Annotated in this window: 26 protein-coding genes; 12 read left to right on the forward strand and 14 right to left on the reverse strand. The window is 66.4% G+C overall.

Annotated features, from left to right (window positions below):
* Positions 1-3: 3 nt before the first annotated feature.
* The gene (locus ABUA37_RS06730; RefSeq protein WP_349898355.1) at positions 4-1,029 is read right to left on the reverse strand and encodes an alpha/beta hydrolase; all 1,026 of its coding nucleotides are present in this window, start codon (positions 1,027-1,029) and stop codon (positions 4-6) included.
* 204 nt (positions 1,030-1,233) lie between these two features.
* Here ABUA37_RS06730 and ABUA37_RS06735 point away from each other — a divergent pair, with 204 nt between their 5' ends.
* From ABUA37_RS06735 to ABUA37_RS06745, 3 genes are all read left to right on the forward strand, one after another.
* Positions 1,234-2,673, forward strand: coding sequence for a DUF2510 domain-containing protein (locus ABUA37_RS06735; protein WP_349898356.1), 1,440 nt, complete (start codon positions 1,234-1,236; stop codon positions 2,671-2,673).
* A 49-nt stretch (positions 2,674-2,722) separates the two neighbouring features.
* Entirely contained in the window at positions 2,723-4,222 is a 1,500-nt protein-coding gene (locus ABUA37_RS06740) for an MFS transporter (protein ID WP_349898357.1), read from the forward strand.
* Positions 4,223-4,394: 172 nt separating this feature from the next.
* Entirely contained in the window at positions 4,395-4,727 is a 333-nt protein-coding gene (locus tag ABUA37_RS06745; RefSeq protein ID WP_349898358.1) for a hypothetical protein, read from the forward strand.
* 23 nt (positions 4,728-4,750) lie between these two features.
* On the opposite strand, the gene ABUA37_RS06750 is transcribed toward ABUA37_RS06745, so the two are convergent.
* From ABUA37_RS06750 to ABUA37_RS06770, 5 genes are read right to left on the reverse strand one after another with little or no spacing between them, the layout of a single operon-like run.
* Positions 4,751-5,155 carry a PPOX class F420-dependent oxidoreductase gene (locus ABUA37_RS06750; RefSeq protein WP_349898359.1) on the reverse strand — a complete coding sequence of 135 codons (405 nt, stop codon included), beginning with the start codon at positions 5,153-5,155 and terminating at the stop codon, positions 4,751-4,753.
* A gap of 28 nt (positions 5,156-5,183) precedes the next feature.
* Complete coding sequence (locus ABUA37_RS06755) at positions 5,184-5,720, reverse strand: DUF488 domain-containing protein (RefSeq protein WP_349898360.1); 537 nt, start codon at positions 5,718-5,720, stop codon at positions 5,184-5,186.
* Between the two features lie 58 nt (positions 5,721-5,778).
* Positions 5,779-6,597, reverse strand: coding sequence for an amino acid ABC transporter ATP-binding protein (locus ABUA37_RS06760; RefSeq protein WP_349898361.1), 819 nt, complete (start codon positions 6,595-6,597; stop codon positions 5,779-5,781).
* Positions 6,584-7,252: an amino acid ABC transporter permease gene (locus ABUA37_RS06765; protein WP_349898362.1), complete on the reverse strand. Its 669-nt coding sequence runs from the start codon at positions 7,250-7,252 to the stop codon at positions 6,584-6,586. Before ABUA37_RS06765 ends, ABUA37_RS06760 begins: the two co-directional genes overlap by 14 nt.
* 32 nt (positions 7,253-7,284) lie before the next feature.
* Entirely contained in the window at positions 7,285-8,100 is an 816-nt protein-coding gene (locus tag ABUA37_RS06770; RefSeq protein WP_349898363.1) for an amino acid ABC transporter substrate-binding protein, read from the reverse strand.
* Between the two features lie 200 nt (positions 8,101-8,300).
* Here ABUA37_RS06770 and ABUA37_RS06775 point away from each other — a divergent pair, with 200 nt between their 5' ends.
* From ABUA37_RS06775 to ABUA37_RS06795, 5 genes are all read left to right on the forward strand, one after another.
* The gene (locus ABUA37_RS06775) at positions 8,301-8,585 is read left to right on the forward strand and encodes a GNAT family N-acetyltransferase (protein ID WP_349898364.1); all 285 of its coding nucleotides are present in this window, start codon (positions 8,301-8,303) and stop codon (positions 8,583-8,585) included.
* A 22-nt stretch (positions 8,586-8,607) separates the two neighbouring features.
* Positions 8,608-9,945: a GNAT family N-acetyltransferase gene (locus tag ABUA37_RS06780; protein ID WP_349898365.1), complete on the forward strand. Its 1,338-nt coding sequence runs from the start codon at positions 8,608-8,610 to the stop codon at positions 9,943-9,945.
* A 41-nt stretch (positions 9,946-9,986) separates the two neighbouring features.
* Positions 9,987-10,262: an acylphosphatase gene (locus ABUA37_RS06785; RefSeq protein ID WP_349898366.1), complete on the forward strand. Its 276-nt coding sequence runs from the start codon at positions 9,987-9,989 to the stop codon at positions 10,260-10,262.
* A 44-nt stretch (positions 10,263-10,306) separates the two neighbouring features.
* Positions 10,307-10,984, forward strand: coding sequence for a histidine phosphatase family protein (locus ABUA37_RS06790; RefSeq protein ID WP_349898367.1), 678 nt, complete (start codon positions 10,307-10,309; stop codon positions 10,982-10,984).
* A 170-nt stretch (positions 10,985-11,154) separates the two neighbouring features.
* The gene (locus ABUA37_RS06795) at positions 11,155-11,610 is read left to right on the forward strand and encodes an SRPBCC family protein (RefSeq protein WP_349898368.1); all 456 of its coding nucleotides are present in this window, start codon (positions 11,155-11,157) and stop codon (positions 11,608-11,610) included.
* 73 nt (positions 11,611-11,683) lie between these two features.
* Here the strand turns inward: ABUA37_RS06795 and ABUA37_RS06800 are convergent, their stop codons facing one another.
* Positions 11,684-13,240: an HNH endonuclease signature motif containing protein gene (locus ABUA37_RS06800; protein WP_349898369.1), complete on the reverse strand. Its 1,557-nt coding sequence runs from the start codon at positions 13,238-13,240 to the stop codon at positions 11,684-11,686.
* 112 nt (positions 13,241-13,352) lie between these two features.
* Complete coding sequence (locus ABUA37_RS06805; protein ID WP_349898370.1) at positions 13,353-13,793, reverse strand: hypothetical protein; 441 nt, start codon at positions 13,791-13,793, stop codon at positions 13,353-13,355.
* A gap of 150 nt (positions 13,794-13,943) precedes the next feature.
* On the opposite strand from ABUA37_RS06805, the gene ABUA37_RS06810 reads away from it, so the two are divergent.
* Complete coding sequence (locus tag ABUA37_RS06810) at positions 13,944-14,642, forward strand: RNase H family protein (RefSeq protein WP_349898371.1); 699 nt, start codon at positions 13,944-13,946, stop codon at positions 14,640-14,642.
* A gap of 50 nt (positions 14,643-14,692) precedes the next feature.
* Positions 14,693-15,706 (forward strand): PHP domain-containing protein, encoded by a 1,014-nt coding sequence (locus tag ABUA37_RS06815; protein ID WP_349898372.1) that lies wholly within the window; start codon positions 14,693-14,695, stop codon positions 15,704-15,706.
* Positions 15,707-15,718: 12 nt separating this feature from the next.
* Here the strand turns inward: ABUA37_RS06815 and ABUA37_RS06820 are convergent, their stop codons facing one another.
* The 4 genes from ABUA37_RS06820 to ABUA37_RS06835 form a co-directional block, all read right to left on the reverse strand.
* Positions 15,719-15,940 carry a hypothetical protein gene (locus ABUA37_RS06820; RefSeq protein WP_349898373.1) on the reverse strand — a complete coding sequence of 74 codons (222 nt, stop codon included), beginning with the start codon at positions 15,938-15,940 and terminating at the stop codon, positions 15,719-15,721.
* Positions 15,941-15,964: 24 nt separating this feature from the next.
* Positions 15,965-16,165: a DUF2188 domain-containing protein gene (locus tag ABUA37_RS06825; protein ID WP_349898374.1), complete on the reverse strand. Its 201-nt coding sequence runs from the start codon at positions 16,163-16,165 to the stop codon at positions 15,965-15,967.
* A 207-nt stretch (positions 16,166-16,372) separates the two neighbouring features.
* Positions 16,373-17,152: a thioesterase family protein gene (locus tag ABUA37_RS06830; protein ID WP_349898375.1), complete on the reverse strand. Its 780-nt coding sequence runs from the start codon at positions 17,150-17,152 to the stop codon at positions 16,373-16,375.
* Between the two features lie 51 nt (positions 17,153-17,203).
* Positions 17,204-18,175: an NmrA family NAD(P)-binding protein gene (locus ABUA37_RS06835; protein WP_349898376.1), complete on the reverse strand. Its 972-nt coding sequence runs from the start codon at positions 18,173-18,175 to the stop codon at positions 17,204-17,206.
* 6 nt (positions 18,176-18,181) lie between these two features.
* On the opposite strand from ABUA37_RS06835, the gene ABUA37_RS06840 reads away from it, so the two are divergent.
* Both ABUA37_RS06840 and ABUA37_RS06845 read left to right on the forward strand, forming a co-directional pair.
* A complete protein-coding gene (locus ABUA37_RS06840; protein WP_349898377.1) occupies positions 18,182-19,072 on the forward strand; it encodes a LysR family transcriptional regulator in 891 nt (296 codons plus the stop codon).
* Between the two features lie 195 nt (positions 19,073-19,267).
* The gene (locus tag ABUA37_RS06845; RefSeq protein WP_349898378.1) at positions 19,268-20,437 is read left to right on the forward strand and encodes an HNH endonuclease family protein; all 1,170 of its coding nucleotides are present in this window, start codon (positions 19,268-19,270) and stop codon (positions 20,435-20,437) included.
* Positions 20,438-20,450: 13 nt separating this feature from the next.
* Here the strand turns inward: ABUA37_RS06845 and ABUA37_RS06850 are convergent, their stop codons facing one another.
* Entirely contained in the window at positions 20,451-22,241 is a 1,791-nt protein-coding gene (locus ABUA37_RS06850; protein WP_349898379.1) for a DNA/RNA helicase domain-containing protein, read from the reverse strand.
* A complete protein-coding gene (locus tag ABUA37_RS06855; protein ID WP_349898380.1) occupies positions 22,238-22,558 on the reverse strand; it encodes a nucleotide pyrophosphohydrolase in 321 nt (106 codons plus the stop codon). Before ABUA37_RS06855 ends, ABUA37_RS06850 begins: the two co-directional genes overlap by 4 nt.
* Positions 22,559-22,577: the final 19 nt, after the last annotated feature.

Here is a 22,577-nt window from a genome sequence, read left to right on the forward strand (position 1 = left end):
CGATCACGATAGCGCGGCGACCCGCTTCACAAAGCCCTGCAGGCGGCGATAGACCTCCTGCGATTCCGGGTAGCGGTAGTTCTGCTGCCAGGTGTGCTGCGCGTTCACGCTCGCCCGGTCGTAGATGAGGGTCTCGACCGGGATGGCGTGCTCCCGCAGGCAGGCCACGAAGTTGAGGTTCGCGCGGTAGAAGTAGTCCCGCTCTGAGGTCGTGACGAACACCGGCGGGAACCCGGCATCGAGCCACTCGATCGGCGAGAGGAATCGAGCCGCGCGCCGCAGGAGGTGATGGCGGCCCTCGCTGCGTGCGCGGGAGAGCTGCTGTGTGCGCTGCGGCAGCAGCATTCGGATGAAGTTGAGGCTCAGGATGAATCCGCGGTCGAAGTGCACAGAGAAGTCGACGGCGCTGCAGTGCTGCACGACCCCCTTGAGCCTGCCCGGCGCGGTCGCGGGAACGAGGTCGTAGTGCCTGGCGAGTTCGGGCTGGAAGGAGGTCGCGGCCATGAGCGCGGCGATCTGGCCGCCGGCCGAGTCCCCGCCGAGCACGATGCGCCGCGGGTCACCCCCGTAGCCCGCGATGTTGGCGCCGATCCAGGCGAGCGCGGCGTTGGCATCCGCGAGCATGTGGCCCATCTGGAACTTCGTCGCCATGCGGTAGTTGACGTTGACCACCACCATGCCAGCGACGGCCTGGCTCGCGCAGTACTTCGTGAGCGCGCGCTTGTCGCCCGAGGTCCATCCGCCGCCGTGGAAGTAGACGTAGACCGGCAGCGGCGCAGCCCTCGATTCTTCGTCCACGGCCCGCGGCACGATCACATCGAGGCGATGGGCCCGGATGCCGTCGCCCACGAAGTCGATGTCGTCGACGTGATCGACGCCCACGATCGGCTCCGCGTTGAATCGGGTGACCTCGCTGCGGTGCAGCAGTCGCATGAGCAGCCGCCACGCCCACACCGGAACGCCCCGCAGCACACCGCTGCCGAGCGCCGCAGCGCTCTGCCCGGTCGCGGCCGATTCCTTCGATTTCACCCGCACACGGTAACCCCGCTCCCCGTATCCGGGCTGGGAGGCGACCCGGGCGCCGGCGAGCCCGGCGCCCGCTCCGAGGAGCGAGGGCGTCTCACTTCCCAAATAGCGCCGTTACTCCATAGAATCAATCACCGCAGCAATTTCACAGCAGATTCGCGGCTGCAGCGCATCGCCATGGCTGCATTCCGTGCGAGGGGAGGCACCGTGATACCCGACGATGTCGTACGACTTCCGGCCGGATGGTATCCGGATCCGACTGGACTCCCGCAGTTGCGCTGGTGGGACAACCACGCCTGGACCCAGCACACCACGGCCGCACGCCAGCCCCTCATAGTGCAGGAGTCCCCGCTCGCCTGGGCGGATGACCTGCCGACGAGACGGGAGCGTCGCGAACGCGAACGCGAAGACCGCGGCACGGATGACGTCATTCCCGCCACCGCGCAGTCGCTCCTCGAACTCGATCCTCCCTCCGAGAGCGACGAGGCGGCCGACGTGCCCGCGCCTGAATCGGGTGCCGACACCGACGACGTGGCGGACGCTGCTGCGAGCGCCCCGGCACAGGAGGAAGCGCATCCCGCAGACGAGCTCGATGCCGACGGCGCTGGCTTCGCACCCGTGTCGGCGAGCGGTCATGCCGGCCGCATTCCATCCGTGCCATCGCTCGGCGAGGACGGTTCGACTCCTGCGCCAGCCACGGCGACCGCGGCGGCCGTCGCCGAGGCGCCGGTAGCCGCTGCCGTCTCGACGCCGGACGATTCGGCCACCATTCCGGTCGTCCCCATGCCGGTGGCCACGGCGCCTGCGAGCGCCGCAGCCGCTCCCGCCGTCACGTTTCCCACCGGGCCCGGAGCGCCGGGCTCCTTCGTGCGATCAGAGCCATTCGGAACACAGACGGTCGGCACTCCGCTCTTCGACCAGGTCGCGGCGAGCGCGGCCGGCGTCGCCGCGCCGGAGACGCGCGGCTCGCGTGCCGAGCGCGCACGCCGGCAGCGGGTGCAGCATCCGACGGTCGGAGCGAACGGCCTGTCGAACGTTCCCATCAGCACCGCACCGGTGTGGGTGATCGCCCTTTTCCCGCTGCTGCAGCTCGTGGTCGTGCTGCTCATCGTCACCGGCCTCGGATCGAGCGCGGCCAACCAGGTGATCCTGCCGGTGATGCTCGTGATCGTCTACGTCGCGATGATCGCCCTCGCCATCGCCGACGTGCACCTTCTGCGTCGCCACGGCGTGGACCGGCCGGCTCACTGGTGGTGGGCGCTGCTCTCCGCACCGGTCTACCTTTTCGTTCGCGCGATGGTGCTCACGCGCAAGACCGGTCGCGGCTTCGGACCGATGCTCGTCTGGTTCGCCCTGGCCCTGCTCAGTGTCGCCTCCGTTCTCGCCGTTCCCGGCATGCTCATCGCCGCGGCACCCGCGGTCTTCAGCGCGCAGGCCGAACAGGCGGTCACGGCGGATGCCGCGGCGAACGGTGCGGCGCTCGATGTGGGTTGTCCGGACACGCCGCCGATCCTGGTCGGCCAGAGCTTCACCTGCACGGGCACCGGCAACGGCAGGAGCTTCCAGGTCGAGGTGAGCCTGCAGCGCGTGAACGGCTGGATCGACTGGCGCGTGGACGACTGGGGAGTCAACACCCTCTCGCGATAGTTTCGCGCGAACGGCGCCCCGCGTCACTCGCGATAGCTAGGGTGAGGTAATGGCTTCTCGCGCATCCTCTCCACCGGAAGACGATGACGCGCACGAGAGTTCGCTGACCCCGCGACAGCGTCGACGACTCACCCGCAGGCCGAGTGACGGGGCCATGATCGGCGCGCTCGCCACGAGCGGCCTGATCGCCGCATTCATGCAGACCCTCGTGACCCCGGTCATCCCGGAGCTGCCGCAGCTGCTGTCCACCTCGCTCGCGGATTCGTCCTGGGTGCTCACCGCGACGCTCCTGGCCGCAGCCATCTCCACACCCATCAGCGGCCGCCTCGGCGACATGTACGGCAAGCGCCTCATCGTGATCATCCTGCTCGCCATCATGGCGGCGGGTTCCGTGGTGTGTGCGCTGTCGGACACTCTCATCCCCATGATCGTCGGGCGCTCGCTGCAGGGAGTTGGGCTCGGCGTGATCGCGCTCGGCATCAGCATCCTGCGTGACGTCATCCATCCCAAGAACCTCGGTGGCGCGGTCGCGATCGTCAGCGCCACTCTCGGCGTGGGCGGCGCGGTCGGTCTGCCGATCGCCGCCGTCATCGCGCAGAACCTCGACTGGCACTTCCTGTTCTGGCTCGCGGCGGTGCTCAGCATGCTCGCGGTGGGGCTCGTGCTGTGGATCATCCCGGTCAGCACCCTGCGCACGGCCGGTCGCTTCGACTTCGTCGGCGCCGTCATCTTCGGAGTCGCGCTCGTCGGCATCCTGCTCGCGATCTCCAAGGGCAGCGAGTGGGGCTGGTCCAGCCCGCTCACGCTCGGGATGCTCGTGGGCGGCTTCCTGGTGCTGGTCGCCTGGGCCTGGTTCGAGCTTCGCACGCGCGATCCGCTGATCGACCTGCGCGTGGCCGCGAGACGGCCGGTGCTGCTCACGAACCTCAGCTCCATCGCGATCGGCTTCGCCTTCTTCATCACGACGGCGGCGCTTCCGGTGCTGCTCGAGGCTCCCACCACGACGGGCGTGGGGCTCGGGCAATCCCTGCTGATCGCGAGCCTGTGCCTGATGCCGCTCGGCATCGTCATGTTCCTGCTCTCCCCCGTCGCCGCGCGACTGTCGAACGCGCGCGGCCCACGCATGAGCCTCGTCCTCGGCGGCGCCGTCATCGGCGTCTCCTTCGGCGTCGGCGCGCTGCTCATGAGCGAGGTGTGGCACGTCATCCTCATCTCCACACTCGTCGGCGTCGGAGTCGGGTTCGCCTACGCGGCCATGCCGACCCTCATCATGCACTCGGTGCCACCGAGCGAGACCGCGGCCGCGAACGGGCTCAACTCCGTGATGCGCACGCTCGGTTCGACGGTGGCCGCCTCGGTGGTCGGCGTCATCCTGTCCTCCGAGGTCGTGCGCTCGGGCGGAGTGGACATCCCCACCGCTGCGGCGTTCCAGCTGGTGTTCCTGCTCGGCGCCGTGGTCGTGTTCGTCGGCGTGGCCGTGGCGCTGTTCATCCCCACGCGAGGGCGCGACTACAACGACACCGCGAGCATCCCGATTCAGCGCGGCTGAACCTGGCGGCTCCATAACCGCGCACCGCCAGGCTCGCAAGCCCTTGTCGGCATCCGCATCGCAGACGCACGATCGAATGGTGGCGCCGGGGCGCACCGGTCACTTCGGGACACGGTGGGCATCGCCTCGCGCGGCGAGTGAAGGTACGCACTCCGAGAAAGGGGAACCAGCCATGCAGGACGCGAACGAGGACAACACCCTCGACGACACCATCGACTACCGCGAGCGCGCCGCTCAGACCGTGACCAACGATGCGGTCGCGGGCGAGACGGTGCTGCCGGGTGCTGGCGATGGTAACGACGGTCCGACCGGCGGTTCACCGAGAGAGGTCGAGCCGATCTATGACGAGCACGATCCCGAGGTCGAGTTTCCCGATCGCGTTGCCACGAGCGAAAACTCGCCCATCAGCGACGCCGAGAGCACCGGTGTCACCGACGACGCCGGCTTCGCCGCGGACGAGGACGAGGAACTCGACATCAGCGAGCACGACGGACCCGAACTGTAGCGTCCAGTGCGTCCGCTGGCGCCTCAGTGCTTCGTGACGTGTTCCACGCTCATCACCAGAATGACGCGATCGGGGCTGTCGGCCGGCGGCTGCTGCTCCGCGTTGCCGTAGCGCTTGCCCAGCACGACGTAGAACGCTCCGCTCGGGTCGGGGATGGCCTCGACCAGTCGGCCGCGCAATTCGAGGTACCGCATCGGGTCGTCCGGATCCATGACGACCAGGCTCATCGAGGGATTCTGCTGGAGGTTGCGGTATTTCGCACGCTTCGTCGTGTGCGTGAAGCGCAGGTGCTCACCGTCGTACTGGAACCACATCGGGTTCACCTGCACGGTGTTGTCTGGGCGGATCGTGCCGAGCGTGCCAAACAAGGGGCGCTCGAGCAGGTCGGCGAGGTCGGCCGGGATCACGGCCCTGCTGTTCTCGGTCATGGTCGGTTCAACTCCTGTCTCTGTGGCGCTATTCCGTGGGTTGTTCCTCGGGCGGGTAGGTCACCCGCGTGCCCTCGACTCTTGCGAAGCGCGTCATCGAGTGCGGTCGGGCATCCTTCTCTGTCATGATGTCGAGCACCCGGATGCCGCGCACGAGCAGCGCATCACCGACGAGAGAGCGGTGGCAGCGCCACGGCACCGCCTCGGCGCACATGATCGCGGTCGGCTCGCTCTCGCCCAGTTCAACGAGACCGTCGACGGCGGCCGCGAATTCCGGAGTCTGCATGTAGTCGGCATAGCCGCGGAACGAGGCGTTGCGCCACGCGCCGTTGACGGAATCCGCGGTGGTGTGGCGCAGACCACCGAGCGCCTCGAGCCGCTGGTAGGCGATGCCCGCCTCCGGCAGACTCACGGTGAGTTCCGTCTCGTTGAACTGCGGGTTGTGCCGCGACTTGGCGATCGTGCGCACGTCGGCCAGTCGCCGCACGCCGTGGGCGTGCAGCAACCGGATGAACTCGTCGATCGGTCGGGTGGAGTGGCCGATGGTAAAAATCGTCTCTGTCATGGGCGCTTTCGACGCTACGCGCGTCACCTGAGCGAGGGCAGGACGCGTCGCCGGCTCCCTAGAACGGGAACAGCAGGCGGTGCAGGAACTGCTTGGTGCGCTCGTGCTTCGGTGCGCTGAACAGTTGCTCCGGTGCGCCGTGCTCGACGATCACGCCGCCATCGATGAAGGCAACTTCGTTGGCGACCTCCTTGGCGAAGTGCAGTTCGTGGGTGACGATCACCATCGTCCAGCCCTCGAGGGCGAGCTGCTTCATGAGCCCGAGCACGTCTCCGACGAGCTCCGGATCGAGAGCGGATGTCGGCTCGTCGAACAGCAAGAGCTGTGGCTTCAGGGCGAGCGCGCGCACTATTCCCACCCGCTGCTGCTGACCGCCCGAGAGCTGGAACGGATAGCTGTCGCGCTTCTCGGCGAGTCCCACGCGATCGAGCAACCTGAGTGCCTCGGCCGTGGCCTCCTCGCGCGGGCGCCGGTGCACGGTGATCGGGCCCTCGACAACGTTCTGGAGCACGGTCATGTGCGGGAACAGGTTGTAGTGCTGGAACACCATCGCGGAGCGATCGCGCAGGGCCGCGAGCTGCTTCTTGCCCGGGTGCGTGGCGAAGTCGATGGAGAGGTCCCCCGCCACCGCGACCTCGCCCGCGTCGGCCACCTCGAGGCCGTTCAGGCAGCGCAGCAGCGTGGTCTTGCCCGACCCGGACGGTCCAATGAGCACCAGGACCTCACCGCGGGTGACAGTCAGGTCGACGGACTCGAGCACGCGAGTGGAGCCGAAGCTCTTCTGCAGGCGACGGACGCTGAGGAGTGCGGCAGCGGCATCCGCGGGCTGGGCGTGAGTGGGCTGCGGGCCAGGGGGCTGGGCGTCAGTGGGCGACATAGCGGTCCAATCGCTTCTCGAGCAGTCCCTGCCCGGAGGCCAGCACGAGGCAGATGATCCAGTAAACGAGCGCCGCCTCAAGGTAGAGCAGCATGAAGTCGCCGCTGAATGCCGCGACCTTCTGGGCCTGGCGGAAGAGCTCGGTCACCAGGATGAGCGAGGCGAGCGAGGTGTCTTTCACGAGGCTGATGAAGGTGTTCGACAGCGGCGGCACCGACACCCTCGCGGCCTGCGGGAGGATGATGCGGGTGAGCGCGCGGCGGTGCGACATGCCGATCATGTACGCCGCCTCCCACTGCCCCTTTGGTACGGAGAGGATGGCCGCGCGCACGACCTCGGCCGCGTAACCGCCGACGTTGATCGAGAACGCGACCACCGCGCTCGGCCACGGGTCGATCACCACACCGAGCGACGGCAGGCCGTAGAAGATCACGAACAGCTGCACGAGCAGCGGGGTTCCCCGCACGATCGAGATGTAGACGCGCGCGATGCCCGAGACGATGCGGATGCGCGAGAGCCGCATGAGCGCAATGGCGATCGCGAGCACGAGACCGATCGCGAAGGAGGCCAGCGCGAGCGGAATCGTGCCGACGAGCGCGCCCTGCACGATCGGCCAGAACGAACTCAGCAGCAGGTTCCACGCCGACTGATCCATAGGAGCCAGACTACTGAGCCACGGCTGCCCTGCTACTCGCTGACGTCAGCTCCGAAGTACTTCTTGGAGATCTTTGCCAGAGTGCCGTCTGCACGCAGTGCGTCGAGGGCCTTGTTCACGGCCTTCACGAGCGTTCCACTGCCCTTGGCAAAGGCGAAGGCGCTCTTCGAGGAGTCCGTGCTCTCCGCAGCGACCTTCAGACCGGATGCGTCACCGTTCTTCTTGAAGTCGAGCCAGGTGAGCTTGTCGTTGATGGTCGCATCGACTCGCCCGTTCTTGACATTCGCCACGGCCTCGGCCCAGCCCTGCACATCCTGGATCTCGGCACCGTTCTGCTTCGCGAGCGTGTAGAACGAGCTCGTCAGCGACTGGGCGACCGAGACGCCCTTGAGGTCGTCGAAGGACGAGATCGCGGTGTTGCTCGACTTGGTCACGATGACGCCGGTGGACACGGTGTACGGCTTCGAGAACTCATACTTCGCCTCGCGCTCTGGCGTGATCGACACCTGGTTGGCGATCACGTCGAAGCGGTGTGCCTCGAGGCCCGCGAAGATCGCGTCCCACTGGGTCTCCTGAAACTTCGCCTTCACCCCGAGCTTCTTGGCCACGGCCTCGGCCACCTCGACGTCGTAACCGATGAGCTTGCCGGAACCTCCATCGTGGTAGGTGAAGGGACGGTAGGTGCCCTCGGTGCCGATGGTGAGTACGCCGGCCTTCTGCACGGCGGCGAGCGCGCCGGTGGCGTTTGATGAATCGGATGTCGTGGCCGAGCCCGCCGAGCATCCGCTGAGGGCGATGGTGACGGCCGCAATCGCGGCGACGGCAACGGAAACGCTTCTGATTCTCATGATGATCCTGACCCGCGAACCCGGATCCCGGGCTCGGCGATTGCTGTTCGGGGCGAGCGCGCCCCCGTGCGGCCGGTGGTGACACGGCTCTCGCAGCGTAACAACGGCATCCGGCCCCTTCGCATTCCTGTTACCGCCTGTGACCACGCCGCACGCGCGGCGCCCCGCGCACATTCAGGCGGATTCGTTAGCGTTGGGGCATGCAGAAGGACTTCACGCACGAGCCGGACGCCCACCGCTATGTATTGCGCGTCGACGGTGAGCTCACGGCGGTGGTCGACTACACCATCAACGGCAACGCGATCTCGTTCACCCGCACCTACACCTCCCCGGGCAAACGCGGTCGAGGCCATGCGGCCGAGATCGTGGCCTTCGCCGCCGACGACGTGGAGGCGAATACCGGCATGCGCATCGTTCCGATGTGCTGGTACGTGGCCCAGTGGTTTGACAAGCATTCGGAGCGCGCCGCCCTTCTGACCAGGTGACCTCTGCCGATAGCCTTAACCGATGAGCGAGCCGCATCAGAGCCACCCCATCGACCCGGAGTCCGCCTCACGCCTTGCCGCCGACGGCCTGCGGTTCGAACTGGTCATGCCGGAGCAGGATGCGGTCACGCCGTGGACCGAAGCGGTGAACCGGGGCTTTCACGAGCCCAGGCCGAAGCCCGAGCGCATCGAGTCGTTGCGTCATCAGGCGCCGCATCGCCGCATCGCGGGCGTGTGGGACGACACCCTCGACGATGCCGCCCCACCGGTTGCCACGGCGAGTTCCTGGCCGACGCCACTGACCGTCCCAGGCGGCCGCAGCGTCACGTCGTGGGCGATCAGCACCATCACGGTCTCTCCGACCCATCGCCGCCGCGGAATCGCGACCGCGATGCTCGAGGCGGAACTGCGCACGGCGCTGGCGCTGGGTGCACCCGTTGCGATCCTCACGGCTTCGGAGGCCACGATCTACGGGCGCTGGGGCTTTGCTCCCGCCGCGATGACCGCGACCTGGACGATCGACACGGCCCGTGCGCTGTGGGCGGGGCCACGCGCATCCGGTCGGGTGCAATATGTCACGAGCGAGCAACTGCTCGTGGACGGTCACGACATCGTGGAACGGGCGCGGCTCGCGACGCCCGGGCTGATCGGCTTCGAGGGTCAGCTCTGGGAGCGGCTGCTCGGCATCGGCGACGAAGAGGAGGCGCGGCGCGCTCGGTTTCTGCGCTACGACGATGCCGCCGGTGTCGCCCAGGGCTTCGCGATCTACACGGTCGCGCGCGAAGAGACTCACAGCGGCCGCGCGATCATAGAGGTCGGCTACGCGGCGGGGGTGACCGATGAGGCATATGCGGCGATTTGGCGCTTCCTGTTCGAGCTCGACCTGGTCGGTGAGGTGCGAGCGCCACTGCGACCGGTGACGGAGCCGTTCTCCTGGCAGATCCGGGATGGTCGCGCGGCCGTGAAGTCTAAGGAGCGCGATCACCTGTGGACGCGCATCCTCGATGTACCGGCGGCTCTCGAGGCGCGCAGCTATGCGGCGCCGGGTCGGGCGATATTCGAGGTCTCGGACGCGCTCGGTTTCGCCGCCGGGCGCTGGCTCCTCGAGGTCGACGAGGCCGGTGTCGGGCACGTGACAAGGCTCGGTGATGCCGGCGCCTCGCCCGATGTCCCAGCCGCTGCTGGCACTGCTGCGGTCGCCCTTGGGGTGAAGGAGTTGAGCGCGATCTATCTCGGCGGCGTTTCGGCCGCGCTACTCGCCCGTGCCGGCACGATCACGGAGCTGACGGATGGCGCCGCGGACGCTGTGGATGCGATGTTCCGCTCGTCCGTGACCCCGTGGCTGAGCATCTGGTTCTGACGTTGCGGCACGCTGGTGGCGAGTCGGCGTAGCGTTGCCGCATGACGGTCGTTCGCAAGCGCGCGCTGGTGAGTGGTGACGTGCAGGGCGTCGGATTTCGCATGAACGCACTGGTTCAGGCGCAGAATCTGGGTCTCGTGGGCTTCGCGCGCAACCTTCCGGATGGCCGGGTCGAGGTCGAGGCGGAGGGCAGCGAAGAGGCCGTGGACGCGCTGCTGACCTGGCTCGAGACCGGTCCGGCGTATGCGACGGTCGCCACCGTTCAGGTCGACGAGCGGGAGCCGGCGGGCGATCGGTCGTTCCGGGTCATCCGGTAGTTCGGCCAGCGCGTGCTCAGCAGCCACGATTAGGCTCCTCTCCCATGCGATTGCTTTTCATTCGGCACGCTCAGACGCCGGCAAACGTGCTCGGTCAGCTGGATACCGACCGACCGGGACCGGGGCTCACGCCGCTAGGCGAACGACAGGCGGCCACCGTTCCCCAGGCACTCGTCGACGAGCCGATCGCCGCGGTGTTCGCCTCGCCACTCGTGCGCACCCAGCTGACGGCCCAACCCCTCTCGCGCCAGCGCAACCTTGACCTGCGCGTGCTCGCAGGGCTGCGGGAGGTCGAGGCGGGCTCGCTGGAGAAGCGAAGCGACCGCGAGTCCGTGCGCCGCTATCTCGAGACTGTGTTCTCGTGGGGCTCTGGCGTTCTGGACACGAGGATGCCCGGTGGACCCGACGGGCACGAGTTCTTCGGTCGCTTCGACGCAGAGATCGACGCCATCGCCTCCACCGTGCTGAACGATCACACGGAGGAACCGCCTACGGCCGCCGTCTTCAGCCACGGCGCCGCGATCCGGGTCTGGACCGCGGCCCGAGTGGGCAACGTTCCTGCCACGTTCGCCGCCGAGCACGAGCTCGACAACACGGGCGTCGTCGAGCTCTCCGGCTCGCCCGATGAGGGATGGACCCTGGTGTCGTGGGCCGGGCTGCCCGTCGGTGGACCACAGCTCGTCGACCAGCGGGCCGAGGACCCGACCGGCGAGCCGGTCTAAGCACGAGCCGGAGTGGCCTCCCAGACGCGGCCGCCGTTTCCCCGGCGATCCCGTCCGGCGCAAGCTGCGTGTTCCCGGCGAGTGTGCGGGCTACCGGCCCGTGCCGGCGGCGGCCGTGGTGGAATTAACAATGTCCGGCAGCGACATCCGTTCATCAGAGGGAGTCTCTCGTGTCGACCAATACGCGCCTCATGCGCTGTTCCCCCGAAGACGTCTTCGCCGTGCTGGCCGACGGCTGGCTCTTTCCCACCTGGGTGGTCGGTGCCTCCCGCATGCGCGATGTCGACCAGGACTGGCCGCAGGCGGGCAGCAGCCTGCAGCACTCCTTCGGCGTCTGGCCCGCACTCATCAACGATGAGACGACAGTGCTCGAGTGGGACCCGCCTCGGCGCATGACGATGCAGCCGAAGGGCTGGCCCGCCGGCGAGGCGCGTGTGGTGATCGAGGTGAAGCCGCGCTCCGGCGGGAGCGTCGTTCGTCTCAGCGAGCGCGCGGTGCGTGGGCCCGGTTCGCTCGTGCCCGCTCCCCTGCTCGACATTCCGCTGCGCGCCCGCAACCACGAGACTCTGCGCCGGCTCGCGTTCATCGCCGAGGGCCGCAGAAAGAACGGCGAGCCGTCCGACTGAGTCTCCGCTCTGTCGCGAGCGCACCCTCGCATCCGCTCTCGCCCGTAGTTCGCCTCGCGCACCACGTGCTGCATCAGCGTGCGAATTCACGGTCGTCTGTCAAGGCACGCGTGACCCGCGATCGGTCGTCGGACGCAGATCTTTGCCGCGCCGCGTCACGCTCCCCGAGCGCGTCTCGTCGCAATTCTCGACGCAGATCAGCCATCGCCAAGCTCGTGCTTCGCATGCGCCGTCGTCGCTGTTCGGGGTCGATCGACGGCGGCGGTATCAACCAATACTCGGCACCGTTACGTTCGACCTCCCAGTGGTTGTTGTGCAGCAGGAGGTGATGGTGTCGGCAAAGGAGCACACCGTCTGCCACATCGGTGTTGCCGGCGTCCCTGGCCCAGAACCGAATGTGGTGCGCCTCTGTCCACGATGGCGGTCGTTCGCACCCTGGCCAACGGCATCCGCCATCGCGCGCCGCGAGCGCTATGCGCTGCACGCGCGTGTAGAGCCGCTGTTCACGCCCGACATTCAGAGGTTGCCCGTGGTCATCGAAGGTTATTGCGATCGTCGAGCCACCACAGGCGAGTCGCTCGGCGGTTTCGATTGAGACCGGGCCGGCCTGCCCTTCGATGCGAGCATGACCCGCGCGCGACTGAAGCGCGCGGCGAGTCACGAGCACGCGCACTGAGGCGGCTCCCGTGCCGAGGAGCTCGCTCGAGTCGGCGTCGGCACCGGCAGCCAGCAGATGCTCGAACACGTCGGAGGCCAGCTGACCCGTCGTGCGGGAATCAGAGGCGATCCGATCGGCGAGTCCGTCGCTGTTCGCCGAGAATCGTGGTCCTCCCCTGCGGGGAGACGTCGCTCGATCGAACAGCTCCCCCACCCGGGCAAGGGTTTCCGGATCGAGCGTCCAGACGAGACGGCCCATGCCGTCCTGTCGGCGATAGAGCGCGAGATTGCGTGCCGCTCGGCGCTCCGACTCGCGCTCGGCCACGGCAGCGCCATCCACCTCGAGCTCCAGTTCGTCGCGAAGCTGTCGTGCACGGCGATACAACCGATCGGCGTCGAGCACCGACGCCTCCAAGCACAAGCGCCGAACCGCTTCGGCCAGCTGTGCTTGCGTCACGAGAGCGGATGGCTGGCCTAAGCCGCGGGAGATCGACTCGGCACCGCCTACGGATAGTTCGCCCGCGGCAACCGCCCTGGCGACGTGCGCCAACCACGGCTCACTCGCAGCGACAGCACCGTCACCCGTTACGCCCTCGTTGCCTGACCCTGCTACCAGGTCGACCGCACCCTCGTGACCAACACTCTCGAGAAGACGACCCACCCTGACCGCAGCGGCCGCGTCTCGAATCGTCGATCCCGTGGTGACTCGAACGAACTCCTCCGCAGTGCGAAAGCCCTCTCGCTGCGCGAGCCCGCCGCTGCCCAGCTCCGACCGGGAGCGATGCGCGACCTCCCCGGCGACCACTGCACCCTGCGTCTCCGCCGCTCGTTGGAGCGAGGCCGACAGCCGTGCCACTTCACGGAGCTCCGCGTCGCTGAGCTCCCGATACTCGGAGACCTGGGTCGTGAGCGCACCCATGCGATCGACGACTGCGAGGAGCGCCGAGATCAGTGGATGAGCGAGGGAAGCCATACGACGATTCTCGTCATTCGAACGTGTGTTCGAAAGACGCTGCGCCGAATCTGGGGATAAGTGGTCAGCGGGGCGGCCTGTGGCGGAGAAGTCAACGAACGCACATGGAGCGTCACACCGCAGCGTCGCCCTCGAACCGATAGTCATCCTGCGCCACCCAGCGCACTCCCGCCCTGTGGCTTACGAGAATCGCACGAAGTGGCACCTGGGCAGCGTCGCAGGCGAGGTGGAGCGCGCGGGCCCAGGCGATGTCGGCGGGACCCAGCTCGGCATCCGCGTATCGCTCAAGAACGAAGATGAACGAGTGCGCACCGGCCAGGTCTTTGAAGCGGGCGAGCAGGGCGCCGAGGGTCTCATCCTCCGGGCCTGGCGGCATGAGCGGCATGCCTTCGAGTGGCACGATCAGCGGCAGTTGCACATCGTCGACGTCGAGAAAGAGCAGCCACAATTGTCGTCTGATCGCGCGACCGAGTAGCTCGGCGACCCGTTCCTCGATGAGAGCGTCGGTCGTGAGCGGCTGCAGCTTCGCTTCGTCATAGGTTGTAGGTTTCATCGGGCCATCATCGGATGCGCGCAGACGCCACTTCGGCGCGCGATGAAAGCGGTGCGGAAACCGCGGTTGGAACAGCGTGGGGAGGAGGGGAGGCCGGGAACGTCCGACGCGCTCAGTACGATTGACCCCGACGAGCCGAGGAGTTCTTGCATGACGATCACCGCATCCGCCGATGGTTCCGCGCTCGGCAACCCAGGGCCGGCGGGCTGGGCCTGGTACGTCGATGACGACAACTGGGCGGCTGGCGGCTGGAAGCACGCGACCAATAACCAGGGCGAGCTGACGGCGGTGCTCGAACTGTTCCGGGCGACGGAACACGCCGGCGACGACCTCCTCATCCTGTGCGACAGCCAATACGTGATCAATTCCGTGACCAAGTGGATGCCGGGCTGGAAGAAGAAGGGCTGGCGCAAGGGCGACGGCAAGCCCGTGATGAACGTCGAGTTGCTCAAGGAGATCGACGCCGCCATCGCCGGGCGCAGCTACCGCTTCGAATGGGTGCGCGGCCACGTCGGTCACGTTCTCAACGAGGCCGCGGATGCGCGTGCCCGCGGAGCAGCGGAGGCCTACCAGCGCGGCACGGCCGTTCCCTCCGGCCCCGGCTGGACCGGCGGCTCCGGGCACTCCGTGACCGCCGACCCACCGACACTGCCGAACCGCGTCGACTCCGCTCCCATGGCCACACAGGACGAGGCCGACTGGACCGCCGCCGATGACGCGCTGTTCTCCCTCGACGAGGAGTGGCACACGATCGAACTGCCGCTCACCGCGACCGAGCTGCAGCGCCTGACCGTTCGAGCTCGCGAGGCCGGCGTCACGCCGGAAGAGTTGCTGCGCGGACTGATCTGAGCCGCTCGGCTCGCAGCCGTTTCCGCACCTCGAAGAGGCATCATGGATGAATGGACGCCGTCGCCGCGCTGCACGAGATCGCCTTCTGGCTCGAGCGTGAACTGGCGCCAACCTTCAAGGTGAAGGCGTTCCGCACCGCAGCAGCGACCATCGAGGTGTACTCGCCGGAGGAGCTGGCAGCGCGGTCGAGGGACGGCCGGCTGGGGCGCACGAAGGGCATCGGCGATCGCACCCGTCAGGTGATCGAACAGGCGCTGGCAGGCCAGGTGCCCGAGTACCTTGCGGACCTGCGCGAGCACGGCGCGCATCCGTTGGCGGAGGGCGGCGAACAGCTCGCACTCCGCGGCGACCTGCACAGTCACACGGAGTGGTCTGACGGGGGCTCTCCGATCGAGGCGATGGTAGAGGCCGCGGCCATGCTCGGCCGGGAATACCTCGCGATCACCGATCACTCCCCCAGCCTCAAGATCGCCCACGGACTGACCGAGGAGCGGCTCACCGCGCAGCTGGAGCGCATCGGACAGATCTCAGCAAGCTCCGCTGGCCCCACGCGCATTCTGACCGGCATCGAGGCCGACATCCTCGAGGGCGGCAAGCTCGACCAATCCGATCGAATGCTGTCGCGGCTGGATGTGGTGGTGGCGAGCGTGCACTCGAAGCTCCGCGCCGAGTCGTCAGTCATGACGAGACGGATGCTGGGCGGCATCCGGAACCCGCACACCACGGTCCTGGGTCACTGCACGGGCCGCCTCGTTCAGGGTACTCGCGGCACCCGCCCGCAATCGGCCTTCGACGCGAAGCGCGTGTTCGCGGCCTGCGCCGAGCACAACGTGGCGGTCGAGATCAATTCACGGCCCGAGCGCCAGGACCCGCCGGACGATCTCATTCGGCTCGCCCTCGACGCCGGATGCCTGTTCAGCATCGACAGCGACGCTCACGCACCGGGACAGCTCGACTTTCTGCAGTACGGCGCAGCCCGCGCAGTCGCCAACGGCGTGCCAGCCGAGAGGATCATCACGACCTGGCCGGTGGACAAGCTCCTCGACTGGGCACGCGGTAAGTAGAAGCGTCGCCGCCTACCTCGATGCCTCGTTCTCGATGTCCTCCGCGAGATTGTCGATCGCTTCCGGCCGCAGTTCTACGCCGGCCTCCGCGAGGCGCTCCTCGAGCGCGATCGTCACGTCCTCGATGAGGCCCGGCTGGATGTCTTCGAGCACCTGCTCGGCCACCCTCTCGATCTTCTCCTCGGTAGGGTCTTCCACCCCGTCGTTGGCTACGTCGGCCACAAAATCGGCCATGTTTTCACGCCCATTCCACTCGTTCTACTCGCCCGGATCCGTGATGGTGCCGGTCGACTCGGCATCCGCAACCGTGTGCGTCGTGCCACGCTCAGCGGCAAGCGCGCGTCCCGCGTCCACCGCCTCCTGCCTGCTCGAAAAGCTCCTGGAGCGCTCCGGCTCGCCGACGACCCGATTCACCCACTGCCCCCGGTTATCGAAGGTCTCCACGTCTCCATCGCTCACGTTCCTGCCCTCCCGGCTCTCCACATCCAGCCCACCGACGTGCGTTCTGCGCGACGGCCTCGGCAGATGCCGACGACCATCGGATGCGGTGCGCTCGCCATTCCAGACAACGCGCTTCGACGCGCCTTGGCAAGCCCTTTGCATCGAAGTCACAGGACCGCTCGTGGTGGCGGCGAGTCGCGCCCGCTTCACCTGCGCTGCGCGACGCTATCCAACCGAGCGCAGCGTGAGGATCTGCTCGGCACGTCCGAACGGCCCCGTGAGGTCGTGCAGCACCGTCGAGGTGAGTCCGATGCCGTCGGAGCCGAAGCTCACCGAGTTCTGCAGGCCGAGCCACTCGCCGCTCGGCTCGCGATACAGGTGGATCTGCAGGTCGACATTCGGAAACAGGTACTCCTGCGGCTTCACCCGGGTGGCGATTCCGTTGGTGGTGTCGACCAGCCCGATCAGTCGAGCGAAATCCGAAAACGGCACGTCGACCAGCGGATGTTTCGCACGAATCCACGCACGTCCGCGACCCGCCGCGTGGTCGGGAAGCGGTCGCACATCGATCGACTGGATATAGCCGCCCGCCCACTCTTCCATGGCGACCGGGTCTTCCACGGCATCCGGGCCTGAAATGCGGTCGTCGTCGATCGCGGCGATCGCGGAGGTGTCGGAACGCACCAAGCGCCAGGCCGTCGCCCGCACGGCCGCGCGACCACCGGAGACGAGCTCGGCCTGCACGAGCTCGATGGTGCGTCCGGGGCGCAGCATGGTGGTGACGATGTCGAACTCGCCACCCGGAATCAGGCCCAGGATGTCGTAGCTGATGCGCGCGATGCGCAGTTCCGGACGAGGCTGAAACAGTTCGAGGCTGTGCGCGAGGATGCCCGCCACCGGCGCCATGTGCTGCTCGTGCGGGTTCCACGCGCCCTGCGCATGCACGGTCGATTCGAAGCGGCCGTCGCGCCTGGAATGGTAGTACGGCTCGATCTCACTGCTCACCGACTCAGCCTACTGAGCCGAGCCGCGAACTACCGGCGCCCTCCCCGACCGTCAGGCGACAGCCAACCGGAACACGTCCGCGTTTCTGGCTATGTAGTCCTCGATCGTCGCCGCGGCGTGACCCGTTACCCGCTCGACACTGTCTGTGACAAACGAAGCCTTGTCGTCGCGGAAGAGCTGGTACATTTCCTCGAAATGCTCAGCCTCCCAGAGCTCCAGACCGCGGGCGAGCGACGATTCGCGGATGTCTGCCGGCGTGATTTCCACGACCTCGATCTGCTGGCCGCTGATAGAACCGACGAGCTTCGCGATCTCGTAGTAGGTGATCGCACGCGGACCGGTGAGGGCGATGGTTTCGCCATCCCAGTCAGGTTTCGTCAGCACTCGCGCAGCCACGTCCCCCACATCCGCGGCATCGATCATGCTGAGACCCGCTTGGGCGATGGCGTTGGGCAGCTTTCCGGTGGCTTTGATCGCCGGGAGCATGACCTGGTTGATCGCCGACTGCATGAAGGCGTTCGGGCGAAGAATCACGAAAGGCTGACCGCTCGCCTTGAGAATCTCTTCGACCTCCCAGTGCTCACGGGATGCCAGCGGTCCCCCCGCGTGCACAGTGGACGATGTGGCGCTGAGCTTGACGATCTTTATGGCGGTGCGACGGAGCTCGCGAATCACCCGCAATTGCAGGTCAGCCTGTGCGTTGCCGTGCGGCGTCAACAGGAACAGCGCATCCACGCCATCGGTCGCTGAGTGCAGAATCGCGTGGTCATTGATATCACCCTCAATCACCTCGACGGCGGGTCCAAAGATCTGCCGGGCCTTCTCGCCATTCCGCACGATGACGCGCGTCTGGGTGCCTTGAGCGAGCAGAGCTCTGACGACATGCGGCCCGACAGTGCCAGTGGAGCCGAGAACGAGAACAGTCATGGATTTTCCTTCTTCCTGGGGATTCCCACTCTGCGCCCTCGCGATGATCGAGTCCAACGCATTATCTTGGTGATAATGATCGACATAGGCGATCATTGGTGAATGGACGGAAGACAGCTCGAGTACTTCGTGGCCGTTGCCGAGGAACTGAACTTCACTCGGGCGGCGGTGAAGCTTTTCGCCGCGCAATCGACAGTGTCGGCAGGAATTCGATCACTCGAGCAGGAACTCGGCGCGACCTTGTTCGATCGGTCCACCAAGATCATCTCGTTGACGGCGGCCGGGTCATCGTTGCTGCCCGAAGCGCGCGGCGCGATCGAAGCCCTCGACCGAGTTCGAAGCTCCGTGGCTCTGAACAGCGAGGGTCTACGCGGAAGGCTCCGAATTGGAACATTCATTGCTCTCGACGCCGTGCGTCTGCCGGAGATCCTCGGTGAATTCCATCGGCGGCATCCGCACGTGGACATTCAACTCATCGCGTCACCCTCCGGCTCCACTGGACTGAGTGAAGAGGTGCGCCATGGGCGCGCCGATGTCGCGTTCGCAGGGCTGCCGCTGAGCGACCTCGCCAGCTTCAACGTTCTTGAGGTGGCACGATCGCCCTTTGTTGCCATCCTGCCCGCTACGCATCCGCTGGCCGCTGGGAGCGAGGTTCGACTCGGTGACCTCGTCACCGAGCGGTGGATCGATTCTCCAGCCGGGTACGCCAGCCGCATCGTCTTCGACCGCGTTCTCGCTGAGCGAGGACTCACACGGGTGATCTCCGACGAGGTGGCGGATGCTGGCGAGATGCCGAAGCTCGTTGCGGCAGGGCTCGGAATCGCAGCAATTCCAGAGATCATCTACCGGCCCGCCGCCGGGGTTGTCGTGCGGCCGATCGTGGACAGCGACGCCGAACTCGTGCTGACCGTGATCAGTAGGGCGCACCCGGCGCCCGCGACCGCCGCCTTCCTGGCACTGATGTCGGATCGTGAGCAGCTGGCGCGCACCTGAGCACGATGCGATAAGAAGTGCAGCGCGCGACAATGAGCGCGCCTGATGCGAGGTTGTGACCCGAGGGCTTCGACGACACCCGCACGGGGACTGCCCGCCGTTCCTCTTCTCCCCTAGCGTGTAGCCGTACCCGAGGGGATGGTTGTGAGCGGCAGAGCGCGATGGCGGCCGAGGTTCGGCGCGAGTTTCTGGATCGTGGCGCCGGTCGTGGCCGCTTTCTCGGTCACGGGTGCGGCATCCGGAGGTTTCGGCGGTCTCTTGCTCGCGTGGGGCCTCATCGCGATCGTGACGGCGCTGTACTCGCTGGTGGCGGGCCGACCGGGTTGGGCCTCCATTCCCGGGCGCGGCACTGCGGCGGTCGTGCTCGCGATCTCCCTGGCGACGATGGGTGTGGGGGCGTCGCTTCTTCCGCGCGCGGGTGCGGCCACGATTCCCGTCGCTCAACCGACGCCGAGCCCGACGCAGACGGTCGCCTCGACGGATACCCAGCCGACGCCCACCCCGTCGCGTCCACCGTCGCCATCCACCAGTGTCGCGTCGCCGGAGGGCACCGCGCTCGCCCTCCTGGCCACCCTGCCGGTCAAGGGCAAGTCCCCGCTCACCGGCTACGATCGCACCGGCATGTTCGGCCATGCCTGGCTGGACGTGGACCACAACGGATGCGACACGCGCAACGACATCCTGCAGCGCGACTTCGCCAGCACCGTGAAGAGCGGCCCGTGCAAGGTCATGAGCGGCGTGCTGGTCTCGCCATACACGGGCGCGACGATCAACTTCGTGCGCGGCAACACGACCTCGCAGGCGGTGCAGATCGACCACGTCGTCGCGCTCGCGAACGCGTGGCAGACGGGCGCGCAGCAGCTGAGCCAGCAGCAGCGCGAGGAACTCGCCAACGACCCTGTCAACCTGTTCGCGGTCGATGGCCGCTCCAATTCGCAGAAGGGCGCGGGTGACACGGCGACCTGGCTGCCGAGCGCCAAGTCCTTCCGCTGCACCTATGTCGCGCACCAGATCTCGGTGAAGGCAAAGTACGGCCTGTGGGTGACGTCGGCGGAGCACGATGCGATGTCGCGCATCCTCAGCGGATGTCCGAACGAGCCCGCGGTCGCGTCTGCACTGGTGCGCACGCCGGCCGCTGCCGCGCCGATGCCCGCTCCCGTCCCTGCGCCGGTTGCCGCGCCCGCCCCCGCCGCTCCCGCCGGATGCGACCCGAACTACTCGGGCCAGTGCGTCCCGATCGCAAGCGACGTGGATTGCGCGGGTGGCAGCGGCAACGGCCCCGCCTACACAAAGGGCCCGGTGCGCATCATCGGCACGGACATCTATCAACTCGACCGCGACGGCGACGGAATCGCCTGCGACTAATTGGGTTGGGAAACTACGCAGGGTCGCTCGGAATGAACTGTTTCAGGTGCGCGCGTAACGCTGGGTCGCACACGTAGACGTAGGTGCCGCGGATTCCACGGGTCAGAAGCACCGCATAGATGTTCGTGATGAAACGGAGAAGGTCGTCATCCGTATAGGTCTTCCCCAGCGCGGGATTGTTCTCCTTGCCCTTTTTGTCGAAATAGGACGCGCGATCGATGAACAATCTCTTAACCAGGGGGTCGTATCGCAGGTCGTTGCCAATGATGACTCCCGCGTAGTTGAGGTCATACCCCTGCACCGTGTGAATGGAACCGACTTCCTCGAGGGAGCCCTTCGACGCAATCCAGTCCACCTGCGTGCCATTCCAGCGAAATTGGGTCTCGTCGATCTGGATATCGAACGCCGTCTTGTCGTTCTTGGTCTTCCACTCCCATGCGTACCCAGCGACCATGCGCGCGAGTCCCCCTTCGGCATCCTTGCGGTGAATCTGATCGCGCATCTCAGCGACGTCATCGAACATCCGAAAGTCATAGCCGTCAAAGGTCTCGGGCGCCACTGGGGTCGGTTCTCCCAGCGCGGGTGCCGTGCCGAAAATGCGCCTGATGTACCCGACGTAGTCGGAACCAGCTTGCACGCGCATCTGCGACAGCAGGGGGTAGTAACGGTGGTCACGCTGTGCCTGGAAAACCATATCCTCAAGCAAGGCCTGCGGTACATCGGCCGGTCGAACGCTCTGTGCAGCATCCAGCAAGAAGATCTGATGCTTACTCTTGGCACGAATCCAATCCAGCTGGGTTTTCGTCTTGTCGTCCGCACCGAATAACTTCTCGGTGACGTCCTGGAACTTCTTATTCTGGGATGCCGAAGGCTGATTCGCACGCTGGTTCAGCCGGTGCGCTTCATCGACGACGAGCAGGTCGATCTGTTGATCAGCGACTCCGACTTCAAACGGCGTCATGACCATGTCTGCCGAGAGGCCCGGCGTCTTGCGAAATACTTTCTGGATGGATTTGCGAAGCGACTGCTGGGGAACGACAAGACCTATGCGGAAGTCCCTCAGCAATTCCGGATAACCAGGCACAAAGAACTCCGAGAACAGCGAGTCTCCATCGATATCGTCCTGTGGCATTGACCGCGCGATATCGACGAGGAGCTTGATCAGGTAGATACCGATGACAGTCTTGCCCGTGCCCGGATCGCCCTGGATCACGCTGGTACTGCCGACGTCGGCTTTCACGTGGGCGAAGAGCCCTTCAAGGATGTCCTCGACTGCAATAGCCTGATCTTGGCTCAGCGCCTTAAATGGCGACAGCTTGAACAGATCACTGTTTTCGATCTCCGGGATACCTCGCGTGAAGACTCCATCACGCAGGAGGTGGTCGAACACTTCGCGAAAAGTCTCGCGGTACTTGGCGCGGTCGAAGTAGTCCGCCTCGGTGATCCCGTCGTTCCGGTTCAACACCCGATAAGTACCGTCGCCCGCGAAGAGGCGAATCAGATATGACTCGAGGTCCAGACAGACCGACTTGTTGAACGTCTCATCGATGATCACGCGGATGGTGCGCAGCTGCTGCTTCTCCGGAGAGCCGAGGTGCTGGCGCATTCGCTTGTCGGCATTGAGCGTCTCGCCGACGTAGACGTTGTCAAGGACGCCCGACCTCCACGCCCGTGTGCCTCGGTCGGCGTCATCCAGGATGTACACGACCGGCCAATTGGTGTTGTGCTGTTCACGCGGCGCCCACGACTTGACAGCCTGTTGGCTGAATTCCAGCCGCTCAATCTCAAAGCGCGTCGTATTCACAGAGCGTCGTATTTCGTACTTCGTCCACGCGCCTTGTCGGCGGGGTACTTCTCTCGCGTCACCACCAACTTGTCGAGAATGATCTGGTTTGGATCGACGCCGATCCGCTCGGCGAGCAGCATGCAGTAGGTGAGCACGTCGGCGAGCTCTTCGCGCACCCGATCATTGTCAGCGTCGCGGTTCCACTGGAAGCACTCCAGCAGTTCGCCTGCCTCGATAGAGATGCTCTTCGCGAGATTCTCGGGAGTGTGGAATTGAGCCCAATCACGCTCGGCAACGAGCGCCGCGATTGCGTCGCCTACTGACAGTTCAACCATGCTCGCCAAGGTAGCAGGC

It is taken from the genome of Parafrigoribacterium soli, assembly GCF_040227235.1.
Taxonomy (GTDB): Bacteria; Actinomycetota; Actinomycetes; order Actinomycetales; family Microbacteriaceae; genus Parafrigoribacterium_A; species Parafrigoribacterium_A soli.

Coding starts and splice junctions, on each gene's coding strand:
- ABUA37_RS06785 (WP_349898366.1), top strand. CDS start 9,987: ATGACGGTCGTTCGCAAGCGCGCGCTGGTGAGTGGTGACGTGCAGGGC.
- ABUA37_RS06805 (WP_349898370.1), bottom strand. CDS start 13,793: ATGAAACCTACAACCTATGACGAAGCGAAGCTGCAGCCGCTCACGACC.
- ABUA37_RS06770 (WP_349898363.1), bottom strand. CDS start 8,100: ATGAGAATCAGAAGCGTTTCCGTTGCCGTCGCCGCGATTGCGGCCGTC.
- ABUA37_RS06815 (WP_349898372.1), top strand. CDS start 14,693: ATGGACGCCGTCGCCGCGCTGCACGAGATCGCCTTCTGGCTCGAGCGT.
- ABUA37_RS06775 (WP_349898364.1), top strand. CDS start 8,301: ATGCAGAAGGACTTCACGCACGAGCCGGACGCCCACCGCTATGTATTG.
- ABUA37_RS06790 (WP_349898367.1), top strand. CDS start 10,307: ATGCGATTGCTTTTCATTCGGCACGCTCAGACGCCGGCAAACGTGCTC.
- ABUA37_RS06835 (WP_349898376.1), bottom strand. CDS start 18,175: ATGATCGCCTATGTCGATCATTATCACCAAGATAATGCGTTGGACTCG.
- ABUA37_RS06765 (WP_349898362.1), bottom strand. CDS start 7,252: ATGGATCAGTCGGCGTGGAACCTGCTGCTGAGTTCGTTCTGGCCGATC.
- ABUA37_RS06800 (WP_349898369.1), bottom strand. CDS start 13,240: ATGGCTTCCCTCGCTCATCCACTGATCTCGGCGCTCCTCGCAGTCGTC.
- ABUA37_RS06745 (WP_349898358.1), top strand. CDS start 4,395: ATGCAGGACGCGAACGAGGACAACACCCTCGACGACACCATCGACTAC.
- ABUA37_RS06755 (WP_349898360.1), bottom strand. CDS start 5,720: ATGACAGAGACGATTTTTACCATCGGCCACTCCACCCGACCGATCGAC.
- ABUA37_RS06855 (WP_349898380.1), bottom strand. CDS start 22,558: ATGGTTGAACTGTCAGTAGGCGACGCAATCGCGGCGCTCGTTGCCGAG.
- ABUA37_RS06780 (WP_349898365.1), top strand. CDS start 8,608: ATGAGCGAGCCGCATCAGAGCCACCCCATCGACCCGGAGTCCGCCTCA.
- ABUA37_RS06820 (WP_349898373.1), bottom strand. CDS start 15,940: ATGGCCGATTTTGTGGCCGACGTAGCCAACGACGGGGTGGAAGACCCT.
- ABUA37_RS06810 (WP_349898371.1), top strand. CDS start 13,944: ATGACGATCACCGCATCCGCCGATGGTTCCGCGCTCGGCAACCCAGGG.
- ABUA37_RS06740 (WP_349898357.1), top strand. CDS start 2,723: ATGGCTTCTCGCGCATCCTCTCCACCGGAAGACGATGACGCGCACGAG.
- ABUA37_RS06760 (WP_349898361.1), bottom strand. CDS start 6,597: ATGTCGCCCACTGACGCCCAGCCCCCTGGCCCGCAGCCCACTCACGCC.
- ABUA37_RS06840 (WP_349898377.1), top strand. CDS start 18,182: ATGGACGGAAGACAGCTCGAGTACTTCGTGGCCGTTGCCGAGGAACTG.
- ABUA37_RS06750 (WP_349898359.1), bottom strand. CDS start 5,155: ATGACCGAGAACAGCAGGGCCGTGATCCCGGCCGACCTCGCCGACCTG.